Annotated in this window: 31 protein-coding genes and 4 pseudogenes; 18 read left to right on the top strand and 17 right to left on the bottom strand. The window is 34.2% G+C overall.

All coding sequences use genetic code 11. The annotated features are described in order from the left end of the window. Positions 1–228: 228 nt before the first annotated feature. Positions 229–678, bottom strand: coding sequence for an SgcJ/EcaC family oxidoreductase (locus MOC86_RS17490; RefSeq protein ID WP_268585280.1), 450 nt, complete (start codon positions 676–678; stop codon positions 229–231). A 588-nt stretch (positions 679–1,266) separates the two neighbouring features. Between MOC86_RS17490 and MOC86_RS17495 the strand changes: the two genes are divergently transcribed. Next, positions 1,267–1,455, top strand: a complete 189-nt coding sequence (locus tag MOC86_RS17495; RefSeq protein ID WP_268585281.1) for a hypothetical protein — start codon at positions 1,267–1,269, stop codon at positions 1,453–1,455. 295 nt (positions 1,456–1,750) lie between these two features. Here the strand turns inward: MOC86_RS17495 and MOC86_RS17500 are convergent, their stop codons facing one another. Then, positions 1,751–2,164, bottom strand: coding sequence for a hypothetical protein (locus tag MOC86_RS17500; RefSeq protein ID WP_268585282.1), 414 nt, complete (start codon positions 2,162–2,164; stop codon positions 1,751–1,753). A gap of 351 nt (positions 2,165–2,515) precedes the next feature. Between MOC86_RS17500 and MOC86_RS17505 the strand changes: the two genes are divergently transcribed. Then, positions 2,516–2,710 (top strand): hypothetical protein, encoded by a 195-nt coding sequence (locus MOC86_RS17505; RefSeq protein WP_268585283.1) that lies wholly within the window; start codon positions 2,516–2,518, stop codon positions 2,708–2,710. 989 nt (positions 2,711–3,699) lie between these two features. On the opposite strand, the gene MOC86_RS17510 is transcribed toward MOC86_RS17505, so the two are convergent. Then, a complete protein-coding gene (locus MOC86_RS17510; RefSeq protein ID WP_268585284.1) occupies positions 3,700–4,071 on the bottom strand; it encodes a hypothetical protein in 372 nt (123 codons plus the stop codon). A gap of 793 nt (positions 4,072–4,864) precedes the next feature. Here MOC86_RS17510 and MOC86_RS17515 point away from each other — a divergent pair. After that, on the top strand, positions 4,865–5,110 hold the full coding sequence (locus tag MOC86_RS17515) for a PepSY domain-containing protein (RefSeq protein ID WP_268585285.1): 246 nt from the start codon (positions 4,865–4,867) through the stop codon (positions 5,108–5,110). A gap of 256 nt (positions 5,111–5,366) precedes the next feature. Here the strand turns inward: MOC86_RS17515 and MOC86_RS17520 are convergent, their stop codons facing one another. The 5 genes and pseudogenes from MOC86_RS17520 to MOC86_RS17540 form a co-directional block, all read right to left on the bottom strand. Beyond that, positions 5,367–5,807: a cell wall hydrolase gene (locus MOC86_RS17520; protein WP_268585286.1), complete on the bottom strand. Its 441-nt coding sequence runs from the start codon at positions 5,805–5,807 to the stop codon at positions 5,367–5,369. 150 nt (positions 5,808–5,957) lie between these two features. After that, positions 5,958–6,119, bottom strand: a pseudogene (locus tag MOC86_RS27385) (MarR family transcriptional regulator); the annotation flags it as partial. Beyond that, positions 6,093–6,215: a hypothetical protein gene (locus MOC86_RS17530; RefSeq protein WP_268585288.1), complete on the bottom strand. Its 123-nt coding sequence runs from the start codon at positions 6,213–6,215 to the stop codon at positions 6,093–6,095. The gene MOC86_RS17530 and the pseudogene MOC86_RS27385, both read right to left, overlap by 27 nt. Before the next feature lie 307 nt (positions 6,216–6,522). Further along, entirely contained in the window at positions 6,523–6,945 is a 423-nt protein-coding gene (locus MOC86_RS17535; protein WP_326847736.1) for a hypothetical protein, read from the bottom strand. Positions 6,946–7,366: 421 nt separating this feature from the next. After that, positions 7,367–7,930, bottom strand: a complete 564-nt coding sequence (locus MOC86_RS17540; RefSeq protein WP_268585289.1) for a LysM peptidoglycan-binding domain-containing protein — start codon at positions 7,928–7,930, stop codon at positions 7,367–7,369. A 259-nt stretch (positions 7,931–8,189) separates the two neighbouring features. On the opposite strand from MOC86_RS17540, the gene MOC86_RS17545 reads away from it, so the two are divergent. Next, positions 8,190–8,393, top strand: coding sequence for a hypothetical protein (locus tag MOC86_RS17545; RefSeq protein WP_268585290.1), 204 nt, complete (start codon positions 8,190–8,192; stop codon positions 8,391–8,393). 178 nt (positions 8,394–8,571) lie between these two features. Here MOC86_RS17545 and MOC86_RS17550 read toward each other — a convergent pair whose 3' ends face one another. Together MOC86_RS17550 and MOC86_RS17555 are read right to left on the bottom strand one after the other, a co-directional pair. Then, complete coding sequence (locus MOC86_RS17550; protein WP_268585291.1) at positions 8,572–8,769, bottom strand: YjcZ family sporulation protein; 198 nt, start codon at positions 8,767–8,769, stop codon at positions 8,572–8,574. Between the two features lie 51 nt (positions 8,770–8,820). Continuing rightward, on the bottom strand, positions 8,821–9,006 hold the full coding sequence (locus MOC86_RS17555) for a hypothetical protein (RefSeq protein WP_268585292.1): 186 nt from the start codon (positions 9,004–9,006) through the stop codon (positions 8,821–8,823). 406 nt (positions 9,007–9,412) lie between these two features. Between MOC86_RS17555 and MOC86_RS17560 the strand changes: the two genes are divergently transcribed. Continuing rightward, complete coding sequence (locus MOC86_RS17560; RefSeq protein ID WP_268585294.1) at positions 9,413–9,664, top strand: hypothetical protein; 252 nt, start codon at positions 9,413–9,415, stop codon at positions 9,662–9,664. A 20-nt stretch (positions 9,665–9,684) separates the two neighbouring features. Here the strand turns inward: MOC86_RS17560 and MOC86_RS17565 are convergent, their stop codons facing one another. Further along, complete coding sequence (locus MOC86_RS17565; RefSeq protein WP_268585295.1) at positions 9,685–10,026, bottom strand: S-Ena type endospore appendage; 342 nt, start codon at positions 10,024–10,026, stop codon at positions 9,685–9,687. Positions 10,027–10,199: 173 nt separating this feature from the next. Here MOC86_RS17565 and MOC86_RS17570 point away from each other — a divergent pair, with 173 nt between their 5' ends. From MOC86_RS17570 to MOC86_RS17605, 9 genes and pseudogenes are all read left to right on the top strand, one after another. Then, positions 10,200–10,592, top strand: a complete 393-nt coding sequence (locus MOC86_RS17570; RefSeq protein ID WP_268585296.1) for a hypothetical protein — start codon at positions 10,200–10,202, stop codon at positions 10,590–10,592. Between the two features lie 38 nt (positions 10,593–10,630). Continuing rightward, positions 10,631–10,702: a hypothetical protein gene (locus MOC86_RS27505; protein WP_419146653.1), complete on the top strand. Its 72-nt coding sequence runs from the start codon at positions 10,631–10,633 to the stop codon at positions 10,700–10,702. A gap of 324 nt (positions 10,703–11,026) precedes the next feature. Then, a pseudogene (locus MOC86_RS17575) lies at positions 11,027–11,399 on the top strand (MarR family transcriptional regulator); the annotation flags it as partial. A gap of 655 nt (positions 11,400–12,054) precedes the next feature. After that, the gene (locus MOC86_RS27510) at positions 12,055–12,237 is read left to right on the top strand and encodes an IS110 family transposase (RefSeq protein ID WP_419146654.1); all 183 of its coding nucleotides are present in this window, start codon (positions 12,055–12,057) and stop codon (positions 12,235–12,237) included. A 36-nt stretch (positions 12,238–12,273) separates the two neighbouring features. Continuing rightward, positions 12,274–12,531 carry a hypothetical protein gene (locus MOC86_RS17585; RefSeq protein WP_268585300.1) on the top strand — a complete coding sequence of 86 codons (258 nt, stop codon included), beginning with the start codon at positions 12,274–12,276 and terminating at the stop codon, positions 12,529–12,531. Positions 12,532–12,923: 392 nt separating this feature from the next. Further along, on the top strand, positions 12,924–13,205 hold the full coding sequence (locus MOC86_RS17590) for a hypothetical protein (RefSeq protein ID WP_268585301.1): 282 nt from the start codon (positions 12,924–12,926) through the stop codon (positions 13,203–13,205). After that, complete coding sequence (locus MOC86_RS17595; protein WP_268585302.1) at positions 13,202–13,621, top strand: hypothetical protein; 420 nt, start codon at positions 13,202–13,204, stop codon at positions 13,619–13,621. The genes MOC86_RS17590 and MOC86_RS17595 overlap by 4 nt, the downstream gene beginning before the upstream one ends. Before the next feature lie 153 nt (positions 13,622–13,774). After that, complete coding sequence (locus tag MOC86_RS17600; protein WP_268585303.1) at positions 13,775–14,107, top strand: hypothetical protein; 333 nt, start codon at positions 13,775–13,777, stop codon at positions 14,105–14,107. A gap of 226 nt (positions 14,108–14,333) precedes the next feature. Next, complete coding sequence (locus MOC86_RS17605; protein WP_268585304.1) at positions 14,334–14,534, top strand: hypothetical protein; 201 nt, start codon at positions 14,334–14,336, stop codon at positions 14,532–14,534. A 470-nt stretch (positions 14,535–15,004) separates the two neighbouring features. Here MOC86_RS17605 and MOC86_RS17610 read toward each other — a convergent pair. Further along, positions 15,005–15,671 (bottom strand): annotated as a pseudogene (locus MOC86_RS17610) (IS6 family transposase). A 574-nt stretch (positions 15,672–16,245) separates the two neighbouring features. Beyond that, positions 16,246–16,440, bottom strand: coding sequence for a hypothetical protein (locus tag MOC86_RS17615; RefSeq protein ID WP_268585305.1), 195 nt, complete (start codon positions 16,438–16,440; stop codon positions 16,246–16,248). A 507-nt stretch (positions 16,441–16,947) separates the two neighbouring features. Here MOC86_RS17615 and MOC86_RS27515 point away from each other — a divergent pair. Further along, positions 16,948–17,127 (top strand): annotated as a pseudogene (locus tag MOC86_RS27515) (hypothetical protein); the annotation flags it as partial. Between the two features lie 341 nt (positions 17,128–17,468). On the opposite strand, the gene MOC86_RS17620 reads toward MOC86_RS27515, so the two are convergent. From MOC86_RS17620 to MOC86_RS17630, 3 genes are all read right to left on the bottom strand, one after another. After that, on the bottom strand, positions 17,469–17,894 hold the full coding sequence (locus MOC86_RS17620; RefSeq protein WP_046218543.1) for a spore coat protein: 426 nt from the start codon (positions 17,892–17,894) through the stop codon (positions 17,469–17,471). 23 nt (positions 17,895–17,917) lie between these two features. After that, positions 17,918–18,451 carry a spore coat protein gene (locus tag MOC86_RS17625; protein WP_268585307.1) on the bottom strand — a complete coding sequence of 178 codons (534 nt, stop codon included), beginning with the start codon at positions 18,449–18,451 and terminating at the stop codon, positions 17,918–17,920. Between the two features lie 137 nt (positions 18,452–18,588). After that, positions 18,589–18,825 carry a spore coat protein gene (locus MOC86_RS17630; protein WP_268585309.1) on the bottom strand — a complete coding sequence of 79 codons (237 nt, stop codon included), beginning with the start codon at positions 18,823–18,825 and terminating at the stop codon, positions 18,589–18,591. A gap of 409 nt (positions 18,826–19,234) precedes the next feature. On the opposite strand from MOC86_RS17630, the gene MOC86_RS17635 reads away from it, so the two are divergent. The 3 genes from MOC86_RS17635 (at position 19,235) to MOC86_RS17645 (ending at position 22,282) form a co-directional block, all read left to right on the top strand. Next, complete coding sequence (locus MOC86_RS17635) at positions 19,235–20,572, top strand: S8 family peptidase (RefSeq protein WP_268585310.1); 1,338 nt, start codon at positions 19,235–19,237, stop codon at positions 20,570–20,572. 507 nt (positions 20,573–21,079) lie between these two features. After that, complete coding sequence (locus MOC86_RS17640; protein ID WP_268585311.1) at positions 21,080–21,835, top strand: phosphatase PAP2 family protein; 756 nt, start codon at positions 21,080–21,082, stop codon at positions 21,833–21,835. Positions 21,836–22,129: 294 nt separating this feature from the next. Next, on the top strand, positions 22,130–22,282 hold the full coding sequence (locus tag MOC86_RS17645; RefSeq protein WP_268585312.1) for a hypothetical protein: 153 nt from the start codon (positions 22,130–22,132) through the stop codon (positions 22,280–22,282). Positions 22,283–22,477: 195 nt separating this feature from the next. On the opposite strand, the gene MOC86_RS17650 is transcribed toward MOC86_RS17645, so the two are convergent. Beyond that, positions 22,478–22,867 (bottom strand): hypothetical protein, encoded by a 390-nt coding sequence (locus MOC86_RS17650; RefSeq protein ID WP_268585314.1) that lies wholly within the window; start codon positions 22,865–22,867, stop codon positions 22,478–22,480. Positions 22,868–23,260 lie beyond the last annotated feature (393 nt).

The raw sequence follows: 23,260 nt of genomic DNA on the forward strand, positions 1-23,260 counted from the left end.
CCTGCTTACCCGACTAAACTAATAATGCATAAGGTATTCATTAAAACGTCAAAAAACAGAGAAGTTGCTACGGGACTTCTCTGTTTTTTCTTTCGTGACAACCCTATTTTGACGTATTTATGGAACTTACTTTTATTATATGCTCTGTGCTTGGAATTGTTATTATTTCTACCTGTAAGGTAGATTATGTTAACTAAGGATGTATAGGGTATACACTTATATTTTGAATTACGAATCAACTTTAGGGGTTTCTTGGATAAATGTATTTTGTCCTGCAGCAATTTGCCATGTCTCTTGTTCTTTAACCATCACATAGATAGCTAGGCTACATTGCTGGTTTTCTATCACTTTTCCTTCAGAGGTTGTAGGATATTGGAGAATGTGTGCAATAGCTACTTCTGGGCGAAGAAATTGGATGTTTTCAACCTTGTAACGTGCATATGAGTTACTGAGTGGGCCTTCTAAGAGAATTTTGTGTGTTTCATTGATTTGTTTCCAGCTAGATAGACGAGATCCCATAACATTGACCCATGAGGCGTTTTGAGTAAAATTACGATCTAATTTATCTGCATCATGTTGATTAAATGCAGATTCCATTTCAGCGATTATTTCGTAAATAGCTTTAATTTCTTGCTGTTGTTCTTCTTTGAAATTGTTAATATTGGAGTTTTTAGACATATTATTTCTCCTTCCTATTTTATATTCTTCAATCATAGTAAAAGAAAGTATTGTTAAAAAAACTTTCAATAAGTAACTTGATATCTATATTTTATTAATTTTAAGAGATTATATATTCCAACAAATTCCTTATATTTAATTATACTTTAGATTGATTGAAACAATGTTAAATAAGATAAAAAAAGGATCTATAATTGTAGATCCTTTTTTTATTGCCTCTTGCTTTTTTTTAATTGTTATATCTTACATTTTTTAGGTGTCGCTTTTTTCGTACACCCTACCTTTTATAAACGTTGATATAATAACATTCTTTAACTTGGCCCTTCTCACTCTATTTAAATAGCAATTCGTCGATAGAATTGCAAGACTAATTTTATCTTTTTTTCGTAGAAAAAATCATTAGCCTGGAGGCTAAAAATTCATCTAAAGATGATAATTTCCAAAGAATGGGGGTTTTTCGATTTTCATATTATTCCATATATGCTAAATGAGAGAAAATAATCGGTTTCTTTTATAATTAGATACTTGTCCATTTCGCCTTCGTCTTTATTTGAATAAAATATAGTATATTCCATATGAGGAAGCGGGGTGAATAGTATGATAGACAATTTGATTCAACTTATTCAAGCTCTTCTAACAAGTTTGATTGATTTGATTAGTGCGCTTGTTTCCCTACTCGGAGATGCCTTACAAGGAGTAGTTACTGCACTGCTCGGTTTCTTAGGATCCGTTGTACAGGCTATTATCGATCTACTTGGCTCACTTCTTCCTGCATAGTAAATAAAGTCGTGCATGTTCCTAGATTTTCCAACAGCCCTTTTTTTAGGGCTATTTTTTATGTATTTCGTTGTTTCTTAATCCGGCAACAACGAAAACTGCTATAAACGCTTGATATAATAAGGTTTTTTATCTTGTAAATACTAAGTTTGCTCTCACTCTCAATTAAATAGCAATTCGTCATTAGAATTGCAGGACTAAATTTATCTTTTTTTCGTAAGAAAACAATTGAGAAAAAGCTAAATATTAGTGGTCAATAACGGATTTGTACTTTCTTTACTTCCTCAAATAACGATTATGTAAGCGGTATTCTCGCATTACAATCAAAATTAGGTGTGAAGTGTGCGATTTTTTCTAAGGGGATACTTAAGGGTATTGGAAACTGAAAAAATGGAGCAGTGACCATCTTGATATTGACAGGGAATAAAGTGACAGCTCCTTGTTCAACAGCAAGGACAGTACCACAAAATATAGGTCTAAATGCTTGACCAAATAAGTTAAGCTGATCAGATTCTGTAACGATTAAAATTGATTCCCCGATTAACCCTTGTAATTCTTCAAGTAAGGGATCTTCTACTTCATCTACATCGATACGCATGGGTCCTTCTAGGACTCGTGCCTTTTTTTTATCCTTTTTATTTTGATTGTTGTTTTTCTCATCATAGTTATATTTTCTTTCTTTATTATTTTTTCCACTTTCAAATGACATAAAAAGTCCTCCCTTTGTTTTGAACAATACTGAAGATGAGAGAACAAGTTATAAGATAGTCTTGTTCCCTTTCTATAGACCTGTATGAAATAGAGAACTTGTTTTATTCAGCCAAATGAATATAAAGGGAAAAAATTACATTGAAATGGCATCATGTGAAATTAAATATAACAGGTTGCTAGGAGGCTAATGTTTTTTACTGGCGATAATGTAGATTATGTAAACTAAAAATGAATATGATATACGCTGTTTCTTAAAGGATATACTTATAGAGACATTATATGTGGAACTTTTATACAATCTGTCCGTATGGATTATAAGATGGGATATTATGAAGGAGAAAAAGAAGGGATGATTCGAATGAAGGCTTTAGTATTATTTCTAGAAATAATGTTTTTCTTAGCAGTTTTAGGATTAATAGCTTCAACGCTTGGAGTAGAGGCTTTGCAAGAATGGAAGATTACTTTAATTATTATAGCTGGGTCCCTATTTATTATTACTACGATACTGAGGAGAAAAAAGAAAGGTCTTACGCAAAACTCGTAAAACACTCGTAAAACAATGCTCATCCATACAAAGAACCCGAATAGGATTTTAATACTTCTATTCGGGTTCTTTACGTTAAGCATGTATTATAAAAGTACTTGTATGCTTTTCTTAATACTTCCAGTAACAATCATTATGTTAACTAAGGTTGTATATGGTATACAGTATAAAAAACCTACTGCTTGGAGTCAGTAGGTTTTTCTGTTATGTTTCTAGGTTTTAAGGGTGATACTTTACGTATCTTGAGTAGTTTGCTCAAAACATTAAAATTTATTCATTTTATTTTTTAACGTTTTAAGAGATTATGATAAATTAAAACCTTTCCAGGTTTGGTGAATTTCTTATACCTGAACTGGAAACTTGATCTTTCGTTAGCCAATAAATGTCTTAATACGTTATTTTTCTTTTTCTGGTCGAATACAATTTATATAAGGGGCGATAGGAGGGAATATAAATGCTTGATATATTCACCATTCTTGAGTGTAGATATTGTAAAAAGACATTTAAGATCAAATCTGAGAAAATTGTTGCTAGGAATGCAAATATTCAGTGTCCAAGTTGTGGAATTATTGTTAATAATTCGGCTGCCGTTGAAAGGTATTACCAATCAATCAACGATTTCAAAAAACGTTTAAGTGGGGTTAAGTGATTTAATTAATTTGTACTCGCCCCTCCTTTTTTCTCCTTATATTAATATATGAAAGAAACTCATGAAAATGTCCACGTTTTAATGTGGTGATTTTAGGAATTGTAGTTGAGAGTTGGATCCTATCAACAAAAAGCTGAAAACATACGCTAAGTCTATATTACTTGCTAAATGATGTTGGTTATACCCGACAATGCTAAGGAAAAAGGGGTTGGGTATCTAAAAGGTACCCAACCCTTTTTTGCCGATAATTGACATTATGTTAACTGGATTTGTATATAGTATGCATGCGATAATAACAGCGTTTTTATCCTTAACGTTGTAAATTGTCAAAATCCTGAGGCTACCCCTTTACATCGTAAATCGATGCTTCCGCCCAACATTTTGTATCATTCCACCAAGGCTCTTGACAACGTAATCGTATTCGGTAAGAGCGACCATTACTTTGGATTTTTCTACCAATAGCATACTTATCCGTAATTGTACCATTAGCAATAACGTTCCCCTTGGTATCAAATACATCATAGCCTACATTTAAATTATTATAATTAGTAACAGCTATAGTCATTTTACCTTTACCTTTTATCCAACCTGAATATACTGGTCCAGAACCGTTTAAATATACAGTTTTAGATGCTGCGGATACTTCTCCATACACAGAAATAACCATTATGAACGCTAAAACTAAGGACATAAAAATCTTTTTTATTTTCATTTTTGCTTGCTCCTTATTGTTATAATTTTTTAAAAGCACAAACTTGTAAAATTATAACATTTTATAGTTTGTCCTTAGAAGAAGTAAATGTCCTTATTTATTAGGTTCCAACGAAAAAATGATTTTGCAACTTGAAGATCCTTTTTCAATACGGATAAGATGGATTATGTAAACTAATAATGCATATGCTATTCATATCGTAAATGATTTATTGTTTATTGAGAGGTTGTTTTTTTATATTCCAAGATAAAAAAGAGAGGCCCTACAGATAACCTCTCTTTTTTCACCTTGGTTCAATTCGTTATTGTGTGGGATTGATTTATATATATGTATTGTTTTAGAAAATTGCTATTCTCTTCTTAAAGTAAGTACTTGTTTCAGTAAAGGAACCTCAAACAAAGGTTCCTTTACTTCTTATAACACTCATTATGTTAACTGAAAATGAATAATAAATTTTAAAAAGCCCCTTTACTTTGTAAGCGTTTTCAGTTATAATGATAGTAGGTTGGATGGCATGAGTGGCTGTCATAGTATTTAGCGTAGGTGGGGCTGATACAAGGGAACAGGACATATAAAGGATGTCCTTTTTTATTTGCATAAGAATTAATTGCTGTTAGCATAACAAAAATTCAATCAACTTAATAGTACGATATTTACTTTTAAATAAAAATAGCGTCCAATAATTGGGCGCTATTTTTGTTTGTGTAAAAAGTTAACGTAATGCACATGCTCATAGTTGTTTTGTCCTCTACATAGGGTAGAAAATAATATTATAAATCAGGAGGTATTTCTAATGCATGAACATTATAGTCCCTATACAACTCCCATATACAGACAACGAATTTCTATTCAACAAGCACAACAAATTGCTCTTCAAAGAGTCCCAGGGCAAATCTTACATGTAGATATGGATATGGAAAACGGTACTTTAGTGTATGAAATCTTTATTTTGACATCACAAAACAGAGTATATGAAGTTAAGATAAATGGTAGGACAGGAAGAGTTTTGAAAATCGAAGAGGAAAATGACTTCGATTGAGTATTTAAGTCAGAAACGAGAATGTTGTATATAACATTCTCGTTTGTTTATATCTTCTTATAACGTACATTATGATAACTAAAAATGTATAAATTATACATATGATTCTTGAAAACTCGTTCAGCAATCAGGCAATATTTCCGAATAACTAATTGTGGTAATGATGGGGGGGTTGGAAACCTTTATAAGGATGAACATATGTATATTAAATGCCAAGTTATTTGAAGAACAGGTAACAACTGTCGCCGAGCTTTCTTTAATATCTATAAGCACTTTCGCATGTATTAGCCTGTGGCTCATAATAACAATGTTGTTTATATTGGCCTGCAAATGGTTGATCATACCATGTAGGTGGACACGGAGCATACGGATTAAAATACCAAAGAGCATACTTAGAAGGATGTTGTCTCCAATACCTTACTACTTGTCGTGCCAATTTTCTCTCTACGTTTCTTGCTGGATTATAAAATAAATTACCTTTTTGTACTGCTTCAAAAGAGTAATTTCCACCTTGAACTTGAAAAATTACATCCCGTATGGTTCTTACATCCTTAAAATCTAAACAATCAACTACTGTTCGATTTACAATGACATTCCCAACCATAAGCATCCCTAGTCGCCCTTCAGCCACTGCTTCTGCCCGCATCATCCTTGCAATTAAATCAATGTCACTATCTCTATATTTTACTCTCGTCACTTTTCATCACCTCTACTAAGGATTGTATTAAAAACAGCCTACAAAAATGTCGAGTGGTTACATCCAATTGGTATAATTAGTAAATAACATCAGTATTCGGTACCTTATACCGTTAGTTTCCTTTACTTTTTACAATAGCTTCTAATTATCAATGACGCCTTTATCAACTAGTTTATTTACAATGCGACTAACTTTAGATTTATCTGTTTTAAGCTTTTCAGCAATCTGTTTTTGAGACATAGGAACAGCACTTCTGGAGTGAATATCATCAACAATATAATTACTTTAAAACTGTAAAAAACGTTGAATTCGATGATCATCCTTTTGCCCGACATTTTGGACGAAATAGGAAGGCATTTGTGGCAATATTTCTTCTATTTCGTGCTGATTCCCATTTGTTATAGTCATGAACTTTCTTCCTTTTATAAAAGATACTTATGCTAGTAGAGTATATCATTCAAGGAAAAGAGTTCGGACAGGTTCTGATACTGAAAAAACCTTTAGAAGTATTATTTCCAAAGGTTTTTTGTTCCTGTAACAAAGATTATGTAAATTAAATTTGTATTTCGTATACATTTTAGAAAGAGAAAGCTGGAGGTACCTCTCTCTTCAAAACGACTCAATTGCGGTGATTTATAGAGAATTTCCCTTTATTATATGCACTATGCTTAGAATTGGTGAATCGTTTCATATTATTTTTTCATTCAACGTATGATTAGATTATGTAAGCAAGCGGTATTCTCGCATTACAATCAAAATTAGGTGTGAAGTGGGCGATTTTTTCAAAGGGGATACTTAAGGGTGTTGGAAACTCAAAGAATGGATCGGTAACCATTTTAATGTTGACCGGGAATAAAGTGATGAGCCCTTGCTCAATAGCAAGAATAGTACCACAAAATATAGGTCTAAACACTTGACCAAATAATTGGAGCTGATCCGAGTCTGTAACGATTAAAATCGATTCTCCGATCAACCCTTGTAATTCCTCAAATAAAGGATCTTCTACTTCATCTACATCGATACGCACGGGTGCTTCAAGGACTCGTGTCTTTTTTTTATCATTTTTATTTTGATTGTTGTTTTTCTCACCGTAGTTATATTTTCTTTCTTTATTATTTTTTCCACTTTCAAATGACATAAAAAGTCCCCCCTTTGATTTGAACAATACTAAAAATGAGGGAACAAGTTATAAGGTAGTCTTGTTCCCTTTCTATAGACCTGTATGAAATAGAGAACTTGCTTTATTCAGCCAAATGAATAAAAAGGAAAAAAATTATATTTAAATGACATCATGTGAAATTAAATATAACAGGTTGCTTAGAGGATAATGTTTTTTACTGGTGATAATGTAGACTATGTCAACTAGTTTTGTATAAAGTATTCATATGATCCTGCAGATTTTCCTTAAAAAGAGGAGCAAATTGTTTGCTCCTCTTTCCATGATCCCTCTTCAATTATGCATCCATAGCAAAGGCATGGCATTTTTGACCACATCTTTGCGATTGTTCATCTAGGTGTTGTAAACAATGATTTCCACAAACTGCAGAACATATTATTTATCACGAAACACAATTATTTAAGGTACCTTGTAATATTTCTGGGCCTAATTGGTTTGTCATTGAGTTGCTGAGTCTCACCTGTACTTGTGTATTCGGAGTTAATCTTGCCGTAATATAATCGAACCTCCCTGCCCATGTCGGTGCATCTTGTTCAGGGGTAGGATAGAGCCTAAAGCGCCAACTGATAATGTTTGGGACTTGGGCAAACCCTTCATAGCTGTCAAAATTACCTAGCGAAGACGGATTGGGCAGCCCATGAGCAAGGACATCAATACTCGTTTTTTCTCCTGACGGTGTCCTTGTTTTATGAACCAAACTTACCCCAATTGCATTAGCAAACCTATTATCAATAGGTTTTAAAATGAGGCTGCAGGGCAAACGAATCCCTGTCATTACTGTCGGAATGCAGATGGTTTGGCCCGGTATGATAACATCCGGATTTTGGATTTGCGGATTTGCGTATATAAGGTCATTTAAAGTGGTACCGAAATGACTTGCGATGGAGCGAAGTGTGTCACCTGGCTGTACAACGTAAATTCTTCCATTTGGACACGAAACAGGCATGTTCATCATCTCCTAGAGAATATGGTTATATATTCTATGAAGGAAAAACTAAGTTGATAAAGGGGGCTGATTCCCGTGTTCCAAGCGACTACATAGCTGGTCAAAGAGGTACTTGTTACTTTGGCTTAACTAGGGATTATGGTAACAAGAAAAAAAGGTTGGGCGCCCTCCAGGTACCCAACCTTTTAAAGATGGGTACCCATCTTTAAAGGAGAAATCAATCTCTTCCTTGAATCTCTAACCCTAGGAGGGGACGAGGATGGCTAACCAATCTAAAAATTCATCTTATATATCTCGGAATCGACAAAGAATGACGTTAAAAATCAAGAAGGAATCGATGCAGCCATTAGATGAGATGGCAAGGAATATGGAGTGTAGTCGAACGACTGCGATGGAAGAATGTATTGATTTTGTCTATAAAAACTGGAAGGAGAAAAGAAGAGACGTATCAGGGAATGCCTAATCAAAATGATGGAGATAACACAAAAGAGGTTGGGTACCCAAAAAGAGACTCAACCTCTTTCATGGCCGATAAACGACATTATGTTAACTAAAATTGTATATCGTATACAGCTTAAAAAGAGAAAAACTCCTGATTCAGGCACAGGAGTTTTTGAAGGTGAATGGATCCTATGATTAGGTCATCCCTTATAATCACAGAAAGTACATGCCCCAATAATGATTAATAAAATAAACAGTACTACTATAATCTCGAAATTATCACATCTGCGATGGTGAACACCATATCCATAAACAGGAGCTATATGTCCGTGAGATATAGCAGGTGAGAAAGGGACATTCTCCCCAGAAGGAAATGGTTCGTTTACATTATTATACATTTTCACATCTTCCTTTCGTTTGTAAAGTCTCGTGATTATCTATATTAGTAGTCAGTCATAGCCATCAGTGTAGAAGTCATCTCTTGGATAACAACGACGGACCCAGCGACAGCGAAGAGAACGAGGATAAGGATAAATCTGTGAATAGTACTGTGATTGCTGTCTATAAAAAGTATCATCATGATGAAATTGTTGAAGATCGTTAGGGTTTATTTCAGCTTGATAATGATTGTACAAGCTAATCTCTCCCTTTGCTTTTCTTCAATACACTACTATATGTTTACAAGGAGAAGAGATATAGACTTATACCTAGAAAAATGAGCCTGATTTTAGGTGTTTAAACTAAATTTAGCTTTAAGACTTTATTTTTAAATATATAAATGTTAATAATAACGATTATGTTAACTAAAAGTGTATATGGTATACAGTATAAAAAACAGAAAAATTAGATGTCATAGGGTGATACTATATCGCATTATGAGTAGCTTGTTCAGTATATAGAATAGTATTCAGTTTATCTATAAACCAAACAAGATCGTATTAAGGGCCTGAGTTTCTACTGTAACTATGAAAGGTGTGTAAGGCATACATTTTAAATTACCGGAATACTCTTAGTATATAAAAGTATGAGAGGGGAAAGTATGTGTGTCCAAAGATTTATTATCCACATGAGTATATACTAGTCCCAGCAAGTAGTCCTTATCCTGAAGATACCTTTTATAAAGTATCTCTAGGTCAACAAAGGTTCCGTGATTCTTTTCATAATGTCCTAAAAATTGAAATGATATATAGTGATCACATTGGTGCGGGGGGGAAAGTTAATCCTGCTTTTCCTTGCTCTACTGAGGATTTTAAAAAAGTGATGGAGGCAGCAAATAAGCTTTTACTTCCGTAAAAGCTTATTTGCTTATCGTATTAAAATTTATAGTTTAAAGAGAAAGCAAATTTGATATTCGCAATTCCAGTTCCAATAAGCCCGATAGATTTTATATTGTCCATTGTAATAGTCCTAACTGTGTTTGGGTTAACCATAAACCCCTTTACGGGAATCCGGTTCACAATAAGAGCAGCCTTAGGAGATCCGGTATTAGATCCTTTATTTTCTATAATAATGGTACTATTGATGATAGAATTAGTGTCATTATTCCAAATAGGTAAAATATCCCCTCCTGTATCTCCTAAGTTGATGGTAAAGCTGACTATATCGTTTATAGCACATAACGACTTATCGTAGTAATCTTCTAATTGGTTCATCATCTTATTCCTCCTAAACAAATGATTACATTGTTATCTACTATACTTATGTAAAAAGGTTCTTTCTAATGTATATGTACTATATGCTTTATTTGGTTAAGAAAAGAATAATCTATTAGCAATGTTTCTATGATAGAATCTTTAATATAGCAAAGGATATGTCAGATGATATAAACATGAATAAAATTTACTCTGCAAAAAAAGTTTCATTTCTTTTGGGTATACAAAATACTACAGTCAGAAAGTACTCACAATTATTAGAGAAATCTGGTTATCATATACATAAAAATGATTTAGGGCATAGAGGCTTTTTTGATAAAGATGTTATAGTTTTACGTAAAATTATAGAGTTAACAAAGCACCCTAATATGTCGTTAGAGGATGCAATAAATGTAGTTGTATCAATGGATTCAGGGATGGATATGTCAAAGCATGACACAAAAAGATATATGAGGACAATCAAAGGTTACTTAAAGAGTTCGAGGACTTTAAAAAACAACAATTGGAATTTAATAAAGAACTGTTACAATAGCCCCAAAAACGTGATGAATATATGGCAACAAAGTTAGAGCAAAGAGATCAAAGTTTAATGAATACTATGAGAGAAATGCATGACATACAAAAATTACTCGCATCTGCAAAACAATCTAATAAAAAATGGTGGAAGTTTTGGAAATAATGTCAGAAAGTTTTTTACATAGTAGCATAAAGTGATAAGGATGACATTAAAAACTCTTTTCTTTGCTCCCCATGGTCTCCTACCCCGTGGGGCCTTTTTAATGTAAAGGTTGCACAACTTATGCAACCTTTACATTTCAACTTTGAAATAGGATATTGCAATTGAAGATTTAAAGATTATTTTATAAAGGAAATGGTAGCAATTTATGAATCAATGCATATGATATAGGGATATCTCATATATCGCTTCCAATTGAGTTCTATCCGGAAAAGAGAAGTCACCTCCAATGGACTTCTCTTTTTATGTTGTAGCGAAACTCATTAAGAAAACGACTATTTTACTGATGAGGAAATGCTTTTCTTACTACGTGTTCAACGCTTTATGCAATTTAAAAGTAACTGCCTAGTTGATAATATTCATTCTAGGAGTGCTGTTCCACTCACCCAAAAGGCTTTAGCTCAAAGACTTAAAACTAGTGCTCCAAAGATTAGTAGAATAGTAAATGGTCTTGTTGAAAAAGGAGTTATTGTCAAAGCCCAGGGACATAGAACAGAAGGTACTAATGCTCGCACATATGCTTTGTTTATTAATCCAAATATTATATATTGGAGAACGGGATAATGTAGAAACAACTCTAAAAGCTTTATTTGCAAATCCCAAACCACTATTCAAAAAATTTCCAGTAGCTCTTTTTTAAGGGCTACTTTTTTTAGATTTTCATAGTTATCTAATTCGCTAACTATGAAAACTGCTTTAAATCATTGATATAACAACGTTTTAAAACCTATATATACCCGTTTTACTCTCACGCTCTAATTAATGAGAACTATGTTAACTAGCATTCCTGTTTGAAATTATTTGGTGTCTTGAAATAAAAAAGTCCCCTTGATATGATGCAGAAGGTCATGGCCATGACTTCAGTTCATCATTCAAGGAGGACTCTTATGAATTGTACTCAAAACGAAAAGTTAAATCAAGTTACACCCCACACACTGATTGTAGGAGTAGACATTGCTAAATTTAAGCATGTTGCTCGTGCACAAGATAATCGTGGAAAGATGGCATTAGCTACACTAGAGAACATTCCTCTCCCAGTTCAACTGAATCAAACGACACCCGAGAGGGTGGCCGAGATATGGTCTACTCACGGAGATGTGAAGCGACCAAGTTTCAAACGAATACAACGACTTCAAGAAGCTGCTGGACGTTCAGTAGGATTAACCGTCGGATTACAGATGGCACAACGAGAAATAGCCACGAATATCAAACGATATAAAATGCTGAAAGAAGAAATACATGCACTAGAAGAAGACTTGGAAGCCCTCGTTCTGACCCTTCCAGGTATTGCTGAAATGCTGACTGTACCTGGGATTGGGATCGTAACGGTTATTGAACTCTATTCTGAGTTAGGTGATATTAAGAACTTTGAAAATCCACGCCAAATTTTAAAATACGCGGGATTAAATTTGCGAGAATCTAGCTCAGGAAAGCACCCCATGCAGAATCAAAAGATTCTACACCCATTCACATTATAGCATGGGTTGCCCTCAAAAAAATAGGAGGGTTTAATCATGGAACAGACTGAAAAGTTATTGATTGGAATTGAAAATGTGTTGCGTATTGCTAATGAATTAATCAATGAAATGGCTGACTTACAAGCCATGAAAGAGGACTATATTCGATTAAAGGAACAACTTTTTTTAATCAATTTACAAGAGCTGAATGAAAAGTTTTTGAGTTTGCTTTGGATCAATGTAGTGTGCGTGAAACAGCAAAGATTTTACATAGAGAAGAAGAAACCATTAAAAAAATCAGAAGAAAAACCTTAAGGAAGTTAGAGGTTTCTTCAATGAAAGCAGCTGTTGAATTGTACGAAAAAGTGACTCATAGTTGTACACCTATTTCCACATTTTTTAATGATGGAACGGGTCAAGAACGTATGCGTTTTTCGTAAAAGTTGAGGGGACGTTGAAGGGACGTATATACCCATGATGTCGACAATGAAGGGACGCTGAGGGGACTTCATATCGACAGTACATCAACAGTATATCGGCAGCAGGTCGACAGACTTGTAATTTTCATGATATCACACTTTTTAAGATAGGAATGCCGTTCTGCTGGGCTTTGCCTAGCCTATCATCCTCCTATGATAGCAAAAACCCCTTATGCTCTTCTATCAGTTGTTCAAGATTTTTTCCAATTCATAAAAAAGGAGAATTTGATGAATATATTGTTACGGAATATCAACCCAGTGGTGGTACAAAGAATTGATGAACTAGCTAAAGAAAAAGGTATCTCCCGACAAGAATTTTTAAGTAGACAACTTGAAATGATAGCTTTCTTTCGTGAACAAAGTAATCGAGAACTTCACTTGGAAAACCTCATTGATAAGAACATTCAGATGATGAGTAAGTGCGTGCATTATATGGAATGGAATGCAAAGTCTTTAGAAAAATTACATCACAGTATTGAGAATGTAGTAGGGGAGATTGAAGAGCTATGAGTACCAAACGACGAATGATTACCTTAGACGAAGAAACGGATCAGTACCTTCAAGACTATATGGCGGAACATAAACTTCGTTTTCCAAGCGAGGCCATTATGGATATTTGTCAAAAGTATCGGGCTGAAAAAAAGAAAGAATGGTCACTGGAAATCATTAGTGAAACCGTGAGTCAAAACCTTCATGATGTCTTGCGAGAGGAATTAAAAAAGATTCGATTAGGTGTGAATCAAACCGATAAGTATGCACAAGTTTTACTCGAATTGATGAATGGACTATACTTCCATGAAGGTTATAAGGGCATTATTACAACCGGTACTATGGAACTGGATGAGATCAAGTATGCGCATGAAGAAGTAGAAAAGCGCATTCAAAAGCACCGACAAAAACGACTAAATCGAGAACACCTTAAATAATTAAAAGGAGAACAGCCTTCAGGCTGTTGGGTGGCTATAGCCTATATGCACCTTGTTATGAATATAGCTTGTATTCGTATATATTTATCTCTTTAATTTGGTTGGTCGATTTGGTTGGTATGGAAAAATGAAAGATGAGAAGGAGTAACAAGTATGACATGCTTGTATTGTCAGACAGAAAATAGTAGTGAAGGAGTATGTTCGTTTTGTGGTACTCCTTTAGATGAACGGAGACCCGAACGAAAGAACTTTGTGTACCTCGAACAGCGCGAACAACCTTTTAGCCAACTAAAGTGGTTTCATACGTATGACTTGTTGGTGTTGCTGCGGTTGGTTCGAAAAGATCGTTCAGACGCGTTTAATCAGATGAGATTGATTAAGAGAGGCGCCCAGGAGGCTCAGATGGACCAGGAAACCATTTCCTTTGCCGAAGAGCATTATTTGTATTATACAAAGCGCAAGGGTTCTGGAGGAAATTCTGATTGATAGAATGGGGTACAAGCCGAAAACAATTAATGATAAACTATTACTAAGTATTGATCAAAAGATTAAAGAGTACGAAAAGAAGGCATGAGAAAAGCCCTCCGAGTCGGCGAAAACTTGAGGGCTTTTCAATGAAAACTATAGAAGGGGTAAACCCTTATTAACATGATTATATTTGTATTCTATCATAAGGGTTTAATTCCTTCCATACCTTGAGGAGGATTAAACGTTGGAAAATGTTTTCGAACAAAGACAATTAGAGCGAGAACGGAAACGTAAAGAGAAGGAAGAAGAATTTAAGGCACTTCCAGAGGGGCAACAGGCTATTATTAAAGGTCCTTCAAGAGCTTCTAAGAATGCTAGAGAAAGAAACTTGAACTTGGAAAAAATTCAATATTATTTAGAACATAGTGGTATACCAATTAATTAGATAGATGGAGCAGTTAGTTTGCTAAGTAAAGTAACTGAACAAGAACATTACATAGGTACTTAAAAAAACCCTCAATCGAAGGTGAGGTTTGTACCATCAATGTAAGAGAGCCTTCAATTTCCGTATGGGAATAATGGTCTGACAGATAGGGGAAAAGTTTTTTTTATGAGTGTTGCACCTTATATAGCTTTCTCAAGTAATTGTTTGTTCTTGATATTAAAGCTAAGAATCCTGTTCCTTCTAATATTTTGGAAATCGCTAAATTGATTGGTATTGCTAGGCAAAATACTAGTACAGTGATTAATTCTTTGGTTAAGAAGGGGCTCTTATTTAAGGGGAATTCAGATATTGAGAGCAATAATGCGAAGGGTTTTGGTGCAGAGATTGCATTTATTTGAAAGAGGTATATAGATTCCTAATAGAGCCTGTTTTTATGCAGCCATTCCAAATAATTTACGAATGAACTTCACTTAGTTTTGGACAGACTTATCCCACAAAGCAAGTTGTCCTTTTTTAATGATATACATAGCTTCTATTCCTGAAAGAATAGATTTATTTGTACGAAAAGATTTCAATCCTAACACCGAACGAACCCTCTGTTTAATAAAACGATGATCTTGTTCCACAATGTTATTAAGGTATTTTACCTGCCTTAGTTGGATACCTACAGGCATCTTTTTCTCTCTCTACTTCTTCAATCGCCCTAGGATAGGATGGGTTCTTATCTACTGTGATAACACGAGGTTTTGAAACATGAAAAGACTGCAAAGTTTTCTTGAAAAAGCGCTTTGCAGCCTAATGGTTCCTTGTTTCGCTTAAATAGAAATCAATCGTATTTCCTTCTGAATCACCTGCACAATATAGATACATCCATTGACCTTTGACTTTCACATATGTCTCATCGACTCGCCAAGAATCATTAGTTGGCTTAAGATGACCTCGCACTCGCCTATCTAATTCAGGACCATAATGATGAACTCAGCGCATGATAGTTGTATGAGCAATAGATAGTCCGCGTTCTTCCATCATTTCGACTACATCACGAAAACTGAGGTTGTACCGTAGGTACCATCTGACGGTTAATAAAATAAGGTTAGGTTGATAATGTTTCCCCTTGAATAGATTTTGCCTTTCCATACTGATTACGTTCTTTTTTAGAATACTAGTATCAGTATGTTCAAGTTTTGGAGGTTACTTGCAGATATTTTGAGATTTTCGCATCAGAATCGTACGGAATACCTGTTTACTTTATAGTCTTTAGACTCTTCTTCCTTGGTATTTAAAGTTACTTTCAAGAAAACTAGTTAAAATAAATCATTAATCTAAAAGGGGGAAATCAGAAAAGTCCTATCAAACGGTAAAGGTATGATTTTTCTGGTTTTATAAGGAGTTTATGTGTAGTTTTCTCAAAGTATTAAGCATTATTCATGCTTGTGATTCTGAAATGAAAAGAAACAAATCTTTAGTAAAAAAGATATGTTTCTCTTAAAATTACAATCCTGCTCATTAATTTACTTTTTTTGACTTGGAAATAAGCATATATACTTTATATATGTTTATTGTATATAAAAAGAGGAATGCTTATCTAGTTCCTAACAATAAATTAAGAAAGCATAATTATTTTACAGTTAGTTTAGGAATGCCGAGAATTAGTTTACATAACAGGAGCTACCAGGAGTAAATATAAAAGCTCCCTTTGAAGTGTAGGCTTTTATTTATAAACTTTGAGCAGCCTCAAATCTTTCAAAATCTTTGTGTAGAATTCTTCAACATTCTCATTCTCTGCTTTCATTGCGCTCCCTCTCAGGGATTCGACATTTTCTAGAATTCTGTTTATAGCATTAACAAAATGTTGGTCCTTCTCATCTTCTGTAATGATCCACGTTTTCTTCACCATTTTCCCCATTCCATCATCTCCTCTCACTTTCTAATTTATTTTGGGAGCATGGTCAAAATGACATTGTCTTTCAACGGTAAATCGTAAGACCGTGAGGTTAAGAATTTAAGGGAGGGAGACACATTACACCTGAACCCTCAAATGAGGGGATTTGGGAAGCTTTTGAAGCAATCCAACGGGCTTCCGTTGGTCAGCGTTTGGGGAGCGAAATCTCATAGGTAAGCATAGATGCGGCATAAGCCGTACGAGTGTCGAAGACCGCACCCTTACGTAGTAAAGTATATTTATACTAACCTTTCGTATGCAAATGTGTGGAGTAAATAAAAAGATTATTGTTTGCACTGTTGTAACCTCTTCTAAGAAAAATATTGAAAGTGGAATTTACATCCTTTAAACTGTATACAAGTCATTCGAATGAGTGACTTGTATTTGAAGGGGATGAGGAATGTTATGGCGAAAACAGCACCTGGATTCAAGCGATTGAATACGGGTACCCCGTAAGAATTGTTCAAAGGATTTGCTACGATTTGTGCTCCTCATAAAAATAGTGTGCAATTAGATGAATTAACTATGAGACCGTTTCAACATTCCTTAAAGAATCTCAAAGACCAAAATAGAAAAAGTAAATATTTCACAGGGGCAAATGTCACTATTAATCTATATACCCTATCCATTATAGGTGTACAAAATCCCTGATCTCTAGCTACTCCTTCTATTATGTAACGAAAAAGGCCTTCTCCGTCTTGTAGGAAAGCCTTTTTACCTCTCTTCTCTCTTTAAAGAGGGAGCCGATAAACTTAATTAAGTTTACTCACAGGCTATTATTAATGGATCCTACTAATTTCACTTAAATGAGTAATAGGAATTAAAAAATCCTGCGGTTTTCCTTTGGTATAAATGTCGATACTTCACATACTATAGCGAATATATTTTATACGAAAGTGATTAAGAATTTTATTGTTTATTTATCCTGGTTCCCTCAATAATTAACGTATATTTACATCCACTTCCCTTAGATTCCTACTTCAATACCTTGACTAAAGAATGTCTAGTCTAACAACGATAGCCACGAGAATTTTAATTAACAATTGTATATTAATAGCTAGGTCTGTATCGGTTGTAGTAATCTCAACATTTTTAGACCCCTCTATAATTGTTTTTTGAGAATTACTTTGTCTAGTTTTGATAATTTGCTTGAGGTCCTCGACGACCTCGTTGGCCCGATTAGTATCCCCGATGGTAATACTAAGAACAACTGCAATTGCAACCTGAATTCCGACTTGTAAGGAGACAGCTGCCTGGGTATCAGTGCTTGTGACGTCGACACCTTCGGAATCTTTAATTATAATCCATTCAAATGATCCCTGTTTATTGGAGACGACCTGGTCCCCCTCTTGAAGTACAGTCTTATCGTTGGGGTCATCGCAATGATCTAAAGCACGCCATTTTTTATCTGTTGTCATATTATTCACCTCTTTTGTTTTTTTTATAAAATATCAATTATGACTACCAATGCTACTAGTACCTGTAACAGAACTTGGATATTGATTGCCAAATCTGTGTCTGTAGTTGTTACTGTAGCGTCTTTGGAATTACAAATAAGAATTTTCTGTTTATTGGTTTGATCACTGTTGAAGTACTGTAGAAGCTCTTGTGCCACAGACTCGCCCCGTTCTGTATCACCAATTGTAATGCTAAGGACCAACGCAATCGCTAACTGTAAACCCACTTGGAGGGAAACTCCAGCTTGTGTATCCGTAGAGGTCACTGTGATATTACAGGAATCCTTTACCCAGATTATTTCATCCGATTCTTGATCCATGGATGAGAATAGCCCTCCATCCTGTAAAACAGTTGCATCATAGTCGTTTTCAAAAGAATCAGCTTGATTGATGTTACTATCTTCATTATCTTTAATCTTAGGATCGTAATTTGATCTATACCCATCTTTGTAAAAGTGGCGACGTTTCGGGCTAGGTGAATGATCAGTACGGTAATGCCAAGAAGATGATGATGCCATATTAACACTCCTTTTTCTATAGTATAGGATAGCATATGGATTTTGTGTCTAGTGAGACTGTGCATATTCACTAGCGCATTTAACTATTTTCAAAAATAAAGAAAACACCTATTCATAGATGTTTTCTTTGTATAATTCTATTCACTTGACTTAGTGGACTTTTTTTTCCCTTTACTGAATTGATCAACTTGTTCCTTCAAGTCCTCGACCAATTCCTTCAGCATTTGTTTCTGTTCATCCGATAAGTTCTTTTTCACATCCTCAGTTTTAACGCCATTCTTTCTTAAGATATTACCAACCATTAAATCTACAATCTTATCGGGTACCATATTTTCCTGTTGCTTGGATGATTGTTGTTTTGATGAATCGCTCATATATCTTACCCACCTTTCTTTGATATGCTTCATACTATGGTATGCAACTATATAGATATTAGATACTCTATGTAGTTGTCTATAATCCTTAGAACTTTAGATCTATGATATAAAAAAGCAATGGGGATGATTTTGGGAACAGGGAAGGACAAATTTGGATATAAGCCTGATTTCCTTAAAGGAGGGAAACCAAATAATAATTTGAATTAAAAAATTGAGAAACTACAGATCCTTTCCCATTTTAGTACTTTATTGTTCTGATCATTATAGTAGAAAATTTGCATACACATTGGAAAATGGTGATTATTATAAAAACACTCTTGATAAGATAGTTAGCCAAACGCCGTTCCTCTCTTAACATCAATTTCATAGATTATTATGAAATCTACAAATTAATAGAGGTGAAACGATGTTTGGTTACTCAATGGTTACAATGGTACGAAAAAATGCCCATAAGTTAGATCGTCCGTTACGTGAAATACTATTAAATTTTTATAAACCTTTTAAATGGACTCCCTGTTTTTTGCATAATGTACTAGAGGGATGGATGAAAAAAACAAAGAAGTTACAGTTGGTTGTGGAATTTGAGGAAAGTGAAACCCCCTTTAGGACAGCCTTTACTGAGGTGAACAAAATTACTAGAAAGCATTTTGGGTGCAAAGTCAGAAAAGAGTTTCCACTAGTATCATGTATAAGTGCAGAAATATCACCTTTGGCATTAGAAGAAATACTCAATAGTTGTACCTGTATAAAAAGGGTATACTTAAATCGTGAAGTTCAGGCATTGCTAGATGTGGCCGTTCCATCTGTTAATGCAAAAAATGTCGTGAGAAATGAAACAACACTAACAGGTGAGGGAGTGACTGTAGCAGTTATTGATACCGGAATTCACCCCCACCAGGATCTCCAAGGTAGAATTGTAAACTTTGTTGATTTTGTCAACCAACAAACGGAACCTTATGATGATAACGGACATGGGACCCACTGTGCTGGGGATGCAGTGGGTAACGGATCAGCCTCTTCAGGGAAGTATATGGGGCCCGCACCTAAAGCGAATGTAATAGGTGTCAAAGTGTTGGATAAAATGGGATCCGGATCATTAGAGACAGTCATGGAAGGGATTGATTGGTGCATTAAATACAATGAAGATCCTAATAACACCCCTAAAATCGATATTATTAGTATGTCATTGGGTAGTGCCCCGACAGCATATGAGAGAGAAAATGATGACCCTATGGTTCAATATGTGGAGTTAGCATGGAATAGCGGAATAGTTGTTTGTGTAGCAGCAGGTAATGATGGGCCGGACGAGGGGACAATTGCGAGTCCAGGCATCAGTGATCAGGTTATTACTGTTGGAGCTTTAGATGATCGAGACACAGCAGAAACAAGGGAAGATGACGATGTAGCAAACTTTTCAAGTAGAGGTCCTACACCGTATGGAGTAACAAAACCTGATATTTTAGCCCCAGGTGTTAATATTGTCTCATTAAGATCACCTAATTCCTACCTAGATAAGTTACAAAAATCTAACCGAGTAGATTCTAATTATGTGACCTTATCGGGTACTTCGATGGCAACACCGATATGTGCAGGGGTTGTAGCCTTAATTTTGCAGGCTAATCCGGACACCACGCCAAATGAAGTAAAAGAGCTTTTAAGAAATGGTGCCACTTTATGGGGAGAACGAGATCCTAATATATATGGATCAGGTTATATTAATGCTGACAATTCTATTCCCATGTAAACCAAACAAGAACTATGTCATGTTAGGGGTTCTAATTCAAAAATAATTTGATAGGGGAATAAAATTTACACAGATGCTTCAATGACAGATTATGTATAAGTTCAACTTTATCTTGGACCAAACTCCACTAGCGAATAAACTTGGCCTCTTTATCATATGCGTGGTTTTAATATCACTCCATTTACCCCTATTCTTAATGACCCGTTAGTCTTATTCTAATAACAACATTGAGAAACTTAATTTATCTCACTTGGATACCTTCAGGTATAGTTTTTAAAAAATTCCGAATTGCTAAGAAATGGGCTCGGTTCCGATCTAAGGTTATAACACAAGGGATACAAAGATATGAGGCAGTCAAGTTTCTTGAAAAAGTGCTTGGCTGTTTGTTTATATCCTGATCACCTTAAATGAAATTTTCACGCTGGTATTGTGAGAATCAAGCACGCTATTAGGAATAAATCGTATAAAAACTATTGGTTAAAATGCTATTTTTAAAAAGAAAGGAGGATGGCTGCATTGATAACTCTTCGTAAAATTCTTTCCCCGAAATCTAATACAGTAAAAACTTCATTATTCTTCACTATCTTTTTTACCGTAATTTTTGTAAACCTTATAGATAAGTTAATCAAATGTGAATTAGAGACTTTTGATACAACAGTTACTAGTTGGGTTCAGTCTAGTATCAATCCAGAACTTACAAAATTGATGAAAATAATCACTTCCCTCGGTTCACCCAAGACTATTTTAACGGGGGTGGCTATTTTGGGTATAATTATGATTTTCAAAAAACAAAAATGGAAGACTATGTTTCTAATCCTTTTCGTAGGGATTGGAGGACTTATTAATCTGTTGTTAAAGTGGATTTTCAAAAGGCAAAGACCAACTACTTATCGATTGATTGAGGAAAGGGGGTATAGCTTTCCAAGTGGTCATTCAATGGTTTCCCTTATATTTTATGGTATGCTCGTTTGCCTTTTTGTTTCTAATGAGGACGGTTTACTAAAAACAACAAGTTCATTACTTATATTTTCTTTAGTTATGCTGATTGGTATTAGTCGAATCTATCTTGGTGTTCACTATCCAAGTGATGTTTTAGCAGGCTTCACTGCCGGGGGAATTCTATTAACAATTGGTTTTACAATTTATAAGGTTTTCATGAGGATGAAAAAGAGAAACACTATCCCTAAAAGCATTGCAGGCATTTTTATAAAAATAGTCACTTTATTTAATCCATTCCATTCTATATCAAATAGATACTCATAAAACATTACAAATCCCCTATGAAATAGTCAATCAGAGAAAATATTTATCATTACAAAATTTGATATATATAAATTATTAAAATTCAAAAATATGATTAGATATTCAAAGATGTAAACGCCCGGATTTTGAATATACCTGCCATTTCCATTGATGATTTTATTTTTTTACGGTCTGAATAACTTTCCATAGAAGGTTACTATGTATATAAAAAGGGCTAAATAGTGGGACAAGTATACAATCATTCTCTTATCTACTCCATATCATATATAGAGAAGTATAGAAGGAGTGATTAAAATGAGCAGATGTTATATGGAAAAGTGCAAAAGAGGACATCAATACCCACGTGAAGCAAAATTAACTTTAAAAAAAGCCTTCAACAAACTTGTCCAAGAATGTTTTGAAGATGATCATAAAAAAGTAAATCATTCTTGTTGTAAAAATCGTTAATATTACATCACAAATTTTCTGAAGGTTCTGGTGCAAAAATCTCAAAATATCTGCAAGTAACCTCCAAAACTTGGACATACTGATACTAGTATTCTAAAAAAAGTAAAAAAGGTTGATCTAAAAGTCTACTAAAAGTGAACTTTTGGGTCAACCTCTTTTTAGACGTACTGGGAGATGATTCACAGCATAATTGATTTAATAATATCTTTTTTTGCAGTCACAATCGCGATCTTCTTTATAGTAAATATAACCTTCTAAAACAAATTTCCTTTTTTCATCCTTATAGTCGTCATGATCCTTTTTGTCATGATGTTTATGATCATATTTGTCATATTTGTCATATTTGTCATATTTGTCATATTTGTCATATTTGTCATCATACTTATGATGATTCTCTGACTCCTCCCAGTAACACTTTATGTTTCTATATTTATCATGTTTGTCATGATGTTTACGATCATATTTTCCATAATAATCATTATATTCAGGATGATTCTCTAGCTCTTCATAATAACATTTCATTTTTTTATGCTTATCATATTTATCATCATAATAGTCTTTTCTATCATAATCATATTCATACATAGATATTTTCACCTCCTGAAATCCATTATGTATTATCATATGAGATTGTTAGAGAAAAGATTGGATGAGTATTATGAGTCAAAAACCCTTTTTTTCTAAAAACATAAATATATTCCTAAAAAAGCATGGATAATCAAAACTATCTTAATAAATAGCTTTGTCTATTTATTTCTGGTAAAAATAATTTTTACTAATTAGGAAATATACTAGAAGAAACAAAAAGTTATCTTGTTATGTACAAAAGAGGGTTGGGTGCTTTTTAAGTACCTAATCCCTTTTTATGTTTATAATTTATTTTATGGTGCGACAAGAAGTCTCTTCTATATAATGTGGCTCACGCTACTAGTTTAGACATAAAAACTATCCCTGTCCAACACTGTATATCTAGTAACG

Source organism: Priestia endophytica (assembly GCF_026790145.1).
Classification (GTDB): Bacteria; Bacillota; Bacilli; order Bacillales; family Bacillaceae_H; genus Bacillus_I; species Bacillus_I endophytica_A.

What these genes read in the sequence shown, in the direction of transcription:
- MOC86_RS17490 (WP_268585280.1), bottom strand. Translation starts at nt 678, where the DNA reads ATGTCTAAAAACTCCAATATTAACAATTTCAAAGAAGAACAACAGCAA.
- MOC86_RS17500 (WP_268585282.1), bottom strand. Translation starts at nt 2,164, where the DNA reads ATGTCATTTGAAAGTGGAAAAAATAATAAAGAAAGAAAATATAACTAT.
- MOC86_RS17505 (WP_268585283.1), top strand. Translation starts at nt 2,516, where the DNA reads ATGATTCGAATGAAGGCTTTAGTATTATTTCTAGAAATAATGTTTTTC.
- MOC86_RS17510 (WP_268585284.1), bottom strand. Translation starts at nt 4,071, where the DNA reads ATGAAAATAAAAAAGATTTTTATGTCCTTAGTTTTAGCGTTCATAATG.
- MOC86_RS17515 (WP_268585285.1), top strand. Translation starts at nt 4,865, where the DNA reads ATGCATGAACATTATAGTCCCTATACAACTCCCATATACAGACAACGA.
- MOC86_RS17530 (WP_268585288.1), bottom strand. Translation starts at nt 6,215, where the DNA reads ATGACTATAACAAATGGGAATCAGCACGAAATAGAAGAAATATTGCCA.
- MOC86_RS17535 (WP_326847736.1), bottom strand. Translation starts at nt 6,945, where the DNA reads ATGTCATTTGAAAGTGGAAAAAATAATAAAGAAAGAAAATATAACTAC.
- MOC86_RS17540 (WP_268585289.1), bottom strand. Translation starts at nt 7,930, where the DNA reads ATGCCTGTTTCGTGTCCAAATGGAAGAATTTACGTTGTACAGCCAGGT.
- MOC86_RS17545 (WP_268585290.1), top strand. Translation starts at nt 8,190, where the DNA reads ATGGCTAACCAATCTAAAAATTCATCTTATATATCTCGGAATCGACAA.
- MOC86_RS17550 (WP_268585291.1), bottom strand. Translation starts at nt 8,769, where the DNA reads ATGTATAATAATGTAAACGAACCATTTCCTTCTGGGGAGAATGTCCCT.
- MOC86_RS17565 (WP_268585295.1), bottom strand. Translation starts at nt 10,026, where the DNA reads ATGATGAACCAATTAGAAGATTACTACGATAAGTCGTTATGTGCTATA.
- MOC86_RS17570 (WP_268585296.1), top strand. Translation starts at nt 10,200, where the DNA reads ATGAATAAAATTTACTCTGCAAAAAAAGTTTCATTTCTTTTGGGTATA.
- MOC86_RS27510 (WP_419146654.1), top strand. Translation starts at nt 12,055, where the DNA reads ATGCTGACTGTACCTGGGATTGGGATCGTAACGGTTATTGAACTCTAT.
- MOC86_RS17585 (WP_268585300.1), top strand. Translation starts at nt 12,274, where the DNA reads ATGGAACAGACTGAAAAGTTATTGATTGGAATTGAAAATGTGTTGCGT.
- MOC86_RS17590 (WP_268585301.1), top strand. Translation starts at nt 12,924, where the DNA reads ATGAATATATTGTTACGGAATATCAACCCAGTGGTGGTACAAAGAATT.
- MOC86_RS17595 (WP_268585302.1), top strand. Translation starts at nt 13,202, where the DNA reads ATGAGTACCAAACGACGAATGATTACCTTAGACGAAGAAACGGATCAG.
- MOC86_RS17600 (WP_268585303.1), top strand. Translation starts at nt 13,775, where the DNA reads ATGACATGCTTGTATTGTCAGACAGAAAATAGTAGTGAAGGAGTATGT.
- MOC86_RS17615 (WP_268585305.1), bottom strand. Translation starts at nt 16,440, where the DNA reads ATGGGGAAAATGGTGAAGAAAACGTGGATCATTACAGAAGATGAGAAG.
- MOC86_RS17620 (WP_046218543.1), bottom strand. Translation starts at nt 17,894, where the DNA reads ATGACAACAGATAAAAAATGGCGTGCTTTAGATCATTGCGATGACCCC.
- MOC86_RS17625 (WP_268585307.1), bottom strand. Translation starts at nt 18,451, where the DNA reads ATGGCATCATCATCTTCTTGGCATTACCGTACTGATCATTCACCTAGC.
- MOC86_RS17630 (WP_268585309.1), bottom strand. Translation starts at nt 18,825, where the DNA reads ATGAGCGATTCATCAAAACAACAATCATCCAAGCAACAGGAAAATATG.
- MOC86_RS17635 (WP_268585310.1), top strand. Translation starts at nt 19,235, where the DNA reads ATGTTTGGTTACTCAATGGTTACAATGGTACGAAAAAATGCCCATAAG.
- MOC86_RS17640 (WP_268585311.1), top strand. Translation starts at nt 21,080, where the DNA reads ATGGCTGCATTGATAACTCTTCGTAAAATTCTTTCCCCGAAATCTAAT.
- MOC86_RS17645 (WP_268585312.1), top strand. Translation starts at nt 22,130, where the DNA reads ATGAGCAGATGTTATATGGAAAAGTGCAAAAGAGGACATCAATACCCA.
- MOC86_RS17650 (WP_268585314.1), bottom strand. Translation starts at nt 22,867, where the DNA reads ATGTATGAATATGATTATGATAGAAAAGACTATTATGATGATAAATAT.